The sequence below is a fragment of the Methanospirillum sp. genome (genome assembly GCF_035560735.1).
Taxonomy (GTDB): Archaea; Halobacteriota; Methanomicrobia; order Methanomicrobiales; family Methanospirillaceae; genus Methanospirillum.
Genome location: NZ_DATMYY010000406.1, coordinates 1 through 4,664, shown reverse-complemented (window position 1 = coordinate 4,664; position 4,664 = coordinate 1). Strand labels below are relative to the sequence as shown.

Below are 4,664 nucleotides of genomic sequence, written 5' to 3'. Positions count from 1 at the left end.
GCCAACCTCGACCCGCTATGAGGTTACTTTTTGAGGGGGCATATCTCCGGGACAACCGGGAAGTCGGGAAGGTTCATCGGTTTCTCTTTGGCGGAACATTTGTACTGATTCTCACCGGCATGATGCCACACGCAATGACATTCAGAACAGTCTTTGTAAGTGATTGTGACCGTCATCAATATCTCCCGATGGTTAGGGCTCTACAAGTCCCGGACTTTGAATGCCGGATCGGAATCCGAGTATAGTCATAATCAACCCTTCCAGCAATGGAGATGTTAGCGTTTGCATGCAATAAATCGCCTGATTTTCCAAAGCCCGATGTGTTTTGAGGAGTAATTGGGAATCGAACATTCCCGGACCCATACATACTATATTCAACCATTTTACCCACTCATGAATTTACAGCGGATTACATCATCCGAGTTTGAACGGGCCCCTTCTGTTGCTTTGGATAGCACACATGAAGCATTCTGATTTTCTTCACCGCCTCCCAAAACCCACCCATCAAAGTTGAGAGATCCCTGGTACTTACAACCTCCAGGTTTATCCCCAGGACCCGTAAAAGCGGGTCCTTTGTCTCCAGAGCCCTTGATGGTGCAAACCGGAAAAACTCCGTAATATCCGCATCCATCGCATGAATACGAGTAAAAAGGAGATACTAGATTGCCATTCTCATCTAGGGCAAGATACTCATACCGAGTCCGATAGCGACGGGAGGGATAAACACATCCAGATGGTGGTTCGTTTCCACCTGTATCCCCGTTGATAAGATTGGTCATTGTGGATCGTTCAGACCCATAAAATCTACAGGGGACTTGTGTGGGTTCATATCTATTGGTATTTGGATTGTATCTTGACTCTTCAACTGTGCAATGCTGTCCGCAATTGTAATAATATTTTATAACATCTCTGTGAAGTTTGGCATTCCGTCTCCATACCGTGCTACCTTGGGCATGAGTACAGGCATCCGGATTCCGATAATACATGTATAATCCATATGCTTTCCTACATGTTTCAGCTGCCGTAGGATGATACGACGGGTTAATAGGACAAGGCGAGCAAGTCCATCCAGTAGTGGAAGGAACGCCTTGCTGGCAACTCATCCCAAACCCGGATTCCCAGGAATCTGGTAAATAATTGGGAGGTTCACCAACAAGCGAACATGCCGCCCCACATGGCAAAGGACAACAAATTCCTTCATCATTCGCATAGTTGTTGAAAGGCTTGACTGCAATAAATCCCCCGGCCCCGTCAGGCAATACAACGCATTTCTGCCCTAAGGTAGGGGTCCGGGAACCTATGGCACAAACCACATTCCCGGAAGACTTGATTGCAACTACTTGATCACCTATTCTGACCATGATTCACTGATTTGGAGTGGCAGCGTAGACATACGCCCCGGATGCACTCTTTAAAATCGCTGTCCCGTTTGGGCCATAGGCAACGGTAGTACCTAAAAACGTAGTTTTGGATGATGATTCAATAGCCCGTTTCAGACTATCCGCAACAGCCCAATAATCCTGTTTCAGAATCAAAGCCAGTTTCCGGGCTGCAGACCATTCTCTATCAATCGCACATTTGATGGTGCAAACCGGAGAACTCCAGGAATCCCCATAATCAGCAGACCATGAATACTCAATATCGGTGATTCTCATCACATCAGAGGGGATATTATCAAACCCGGTAAACTGTACCTGTTGATAGAGTTGCAGGTCAAACCGCTTCCAGAACTTTACCTCGTAGGTTGTGGTTGAAGTACACAGCAAGGAATAAATCGCCTTTGCCCGGGCCTCAACAAGTGCCTGTGCTGCAGCCGTTGAAATGGTTGCTGGCATCTGGAAACAGTATGGATATATCCTTTCTAATCCCTGCGTTGTCAGATCCCAGGAAGTTGGGTATAAGTAATCATATACATTATTGGTCCCCTGGATCGTCCCGGTAACCATGACCCTATTCTTCCATTTCGTTCCATCTTCGTTGATGTTGATCGGGGGAACTACCTGATTGTTCCTGATGCTCGCATGAGTATTCTCTATCACGAGTTTCGCCGGGAGATTCATGTGAGAGTCGATCTGATCTTGAGTCATCAGATAGGATACCGGAACCCAGGTATTTCCAACCGGAAGCCAGTGATCGAAATGAATCAATCCAGTATACTCTGATATGTCATCAATAACGGACTGAACCATTGCAGAATCTGATTGCTCAAAGTTCTGATAAGGTAAAGAATCCGTTCCCCAGTTAGGAGTGGCAGACATCCAATACCCTTGCTGAAGTCCGCAGATGTTTCCCTGACTAGAAGAATCTCCAAATATTAACCGGTCTAAATAAGCGATCGGATCTTCGGTTGTTATCGTAGATCCTGAAACTGTACTCTTCATTAGCCTATCTGATGGTAAAACTGGGCGATTTGCGACAAACCAGCCATAGGAATACCCATCAATGACCCGGTACTCATCATCCTCTTCGTAGGTTTTCCCAGATTTCAGAGAAAACCCCCGAAGAAGACAATAATTCTTATTCCCAACTGTTTCAATGAGCCCAACATCAGTCCAGATCTTAGGATAGTCTCGATCCTTATCGATCTTGAGCCGCCAGGACCACATCGCATCAGTCATACTTCGGGATATCGATAACTCCCGGCCTGCGAACTCTTTGAGGTTGATCATGATGTTATCGTCGTAAGTGAGGTGTCCATGTAAACCGGGAAGGTAACAACAAAGGCAGAAAATCGCTTTTTCGGTTGCCTAACTTTAATAGGAGACCAGATCATACAGTTCCGATATGGTTTCCCCCAGACTCTGAGTGTTTGATAGGTCCCGACCATGTTCATAAGGGCTTGAACATCGTTGTAGTCATATGTTTTAAAGATGTAATTCCCTACAAAAGCTAAATTAGCGACAGAATGCAGAGATTGAGATCCATCAAGTAACCGAACAGCCTTACAGGGGAAATTGTATTCTATTTCGGCTTCCGGTTGTGCCTCTGACAAAACGAGACTACCGAACATGATAATATTTTCATATCCGGCATTCATCACCAGAGTCGAGACAATTTCAGATACGGTATTAATCTCAAGTTGCTTCAGGAACTTGATAGACTTGTAAATACTCAATGAGGAACCAGTATTGATTGAAAGATTCCGAATGAGTTTTACATTCTTGGTGAGTGAGATTGTTGAAACCGTTGAAAGTGCTAAATCCTGAACAATCTTCCCGGGAACGTTAAACCAGAAAGTCAGGCCATCTTCCGTCCCGACATAGGGAGTATAAACATCCTCAACTCCTATTTGAGAAGTAGAAGCCAGAGATAGATCTACTGATATCTGACCGGGAACATCAAACCAGAAAGATAGCCCATTTTCCATTTTGTTATACCGACTGCAGTTGTATGACAGTGTTCACATACTGGCCGTGATCTGTTCCCCCAGTAAGAGTCCGACGAATCCAAAGGGCAAATGAGTCTCCAAGATCACATGTAACCGGGCCGACTGATGACGAAAAGGCAGAATCGTTAGGTTTTGTTGAAATATCGTCTAGTGCAGACCCAACAGCCAGAGCCATTGTTGCCCGGGCAAACGAAAGGGAGGCATCTTGAGTTAAAACAATATTGAAGGAACTCCAGTCTACTGATCCGGAGTGATATCCAAAGATCTTGATGTAATCAGACCCCCCACTCTGGCTTTGTGAAAGAGATACCCGGGGAAAGACTGTATTCCCATCAATAATCCGAGTTGACCCAATCGCCCCTCCGTGATTTAAATTTTGAGCCCAGTTCGCACACTGATACCACAAAAGACCATCAAATCCATCCCCGGAAAGGATGACGTTTAAGGGGAAGAGATTCAGTGGATCTACATTAAGAATCATGATGTTGCTAGTATCTCGTCACATTCAGTTTGGGTGATCCGTTTTGGGACAAATGCCTTTACATCGTCTGCAGTCTTATTCCCTAAATCATATTGAGATTTGATGATCCGTTGCCAGTATGCAGTCATGATGATGTACCTGCAAGGTCAAGTACAGCTGCCTCCATGTCGCTTTTCCACTGTAGATCACTTGGAGATAAGGCACCCACCATCCTGAAATACCGATCCATGTTCACATTAATGTATGTCTGGATTGTTGTTTGGTCAGAGTTAGGGACTTCAATATTGATCCTCTCCTCTTGATACTCATAATATGTATATGAGGATCCCAAAGTGTCAGTTCCAGTCTTCGTGGAGATATCCCAATGGACTAATATATCCATCTTTCCAGAGACTAATGATCCCCAATCCGGAGTAATACTATCTGGTTTTGTATTGCTAGTGCTTTTCATAATGACCTCATAGGGTTAACTATTCCCATTTCTGTAGACTTTGAATCCATGACATTACACAGTCTCGAGTTCCCGGTAAGGTACAGAGAGGCTAGATGGTATGAATCGCAATGTTTGAGCCATCCGAACATAGACATAACTGAACAGATAACAGATTCTGGTCTCATCTGATCTCCCCTTGTTTCAATCTCATGAACCCTTTTCTTCATGCTCCTTGCTGCAGATTTCCTGAGTAATGTATACGTCCGATAATGCCGGTATCCAAGAAAATCAATACCGCACCTATCAATCTTAAAAATACAGGATTTTGGATTTAAGGATAGTTTTAGAGTCCCAAAGTATTC

The 4,664-nt window shown here is 44.5% G+C and carries 7 protein-coding genes; 1 reads left to right on the top strand and 6 read right to left on the bottom strand.

The window, feature by feature from the left end; translation table 11 throughout:
* Positions 1-245, top strand: a 245-nt coding sequence (locus tag VN429_RS12125) for a hypothetical protein (RefSeq protein ID WP_325633699.1), incomplete at its 5' end; no start/stop codon positions are given.
* A gap of 138 nt (positions 246-383) precedes the next feature.
* On the opposite strand, the gene VN429_RS12120 is transcribed toward VN429_RS12125, so the two are convergent.
* The 6 genes from VN429_RS12120 to VN429_RS12095 form a co-directional block, all read right to left on the bottom strand.
* Entirely contained in the window at positions 384-779 is a 396-nt protein-coding gene (locus VN429_RS12120; RefSeq protein WP_325633697.1) for a hypothetical protein, read from the bottom strand.
* A gap of 585 nt (positions 780-1,364) precedes the next feature.
* Positions 1,365-2,669 carry a hypothetical protein gene (locus VN429_RS12115; protein ID WP_325633695.1) on the bottom strand — a complete coding sequence of 435 codons (1,305 nt, stop codon included), beginning with the start codon at positions 2,667-2,669 and terminating at the stop codon, positions 1,365-1,367.
* Entirely contained in the window at positions 2,666-3,367 is a 702-nt protein-coding gene (locus tag VN429_RS12110) for a hypothetical protein (RefSeq protein ID WP_325633693.1), read from the bottom strand. The genes VN429_RS12115 and VN429_RS12110 overlap by 4 nt, the downstream gene beginning before the upstream one ends.
* Before the next feature lie 4 nt (positions 3,368-3,371).
* The gene (locus tag VN429_RS12105) at positions 3,372-3,869 is read right to left on the bottom strand and encodes a hypothetical protein (protein WP_325633691.1); all 498 of its coding nucleotides are present in this window, start codon (positions 3,867-3,869) and stop codon (positions 3,372-3,374) included.
* Entirely contained in the window at positions 3,866-3,997 is a 132-nt protein-coding gene (locus VN429_RS12100; RefSeq protein ID WP_325633689.1) for a hypothetical protein, read from the bottom strand. The genes VN429_RS12105 and VN429_RS12100 overlap by 4 nt, the downstream gene beginning before the upstream one ends.
* Positions 3,994-4,320: a hypothetical protein gene (locus VN429_RS12095; RefSeq protein ID WP_325633687.1), complete on the bottom strand. Its 327-nt coding sequence runs from the start codon at positions 4,318-4,320 to the stop codon at positions 3,994-3,996. The genes VN429_RS12100 and VN429_RS12095 overlap by 4 nt, the downstream gene beginning before the upstream one ends.
* Between the last annotated feature and the right edge of the window lie 344 nt (positions 4,321-4,664).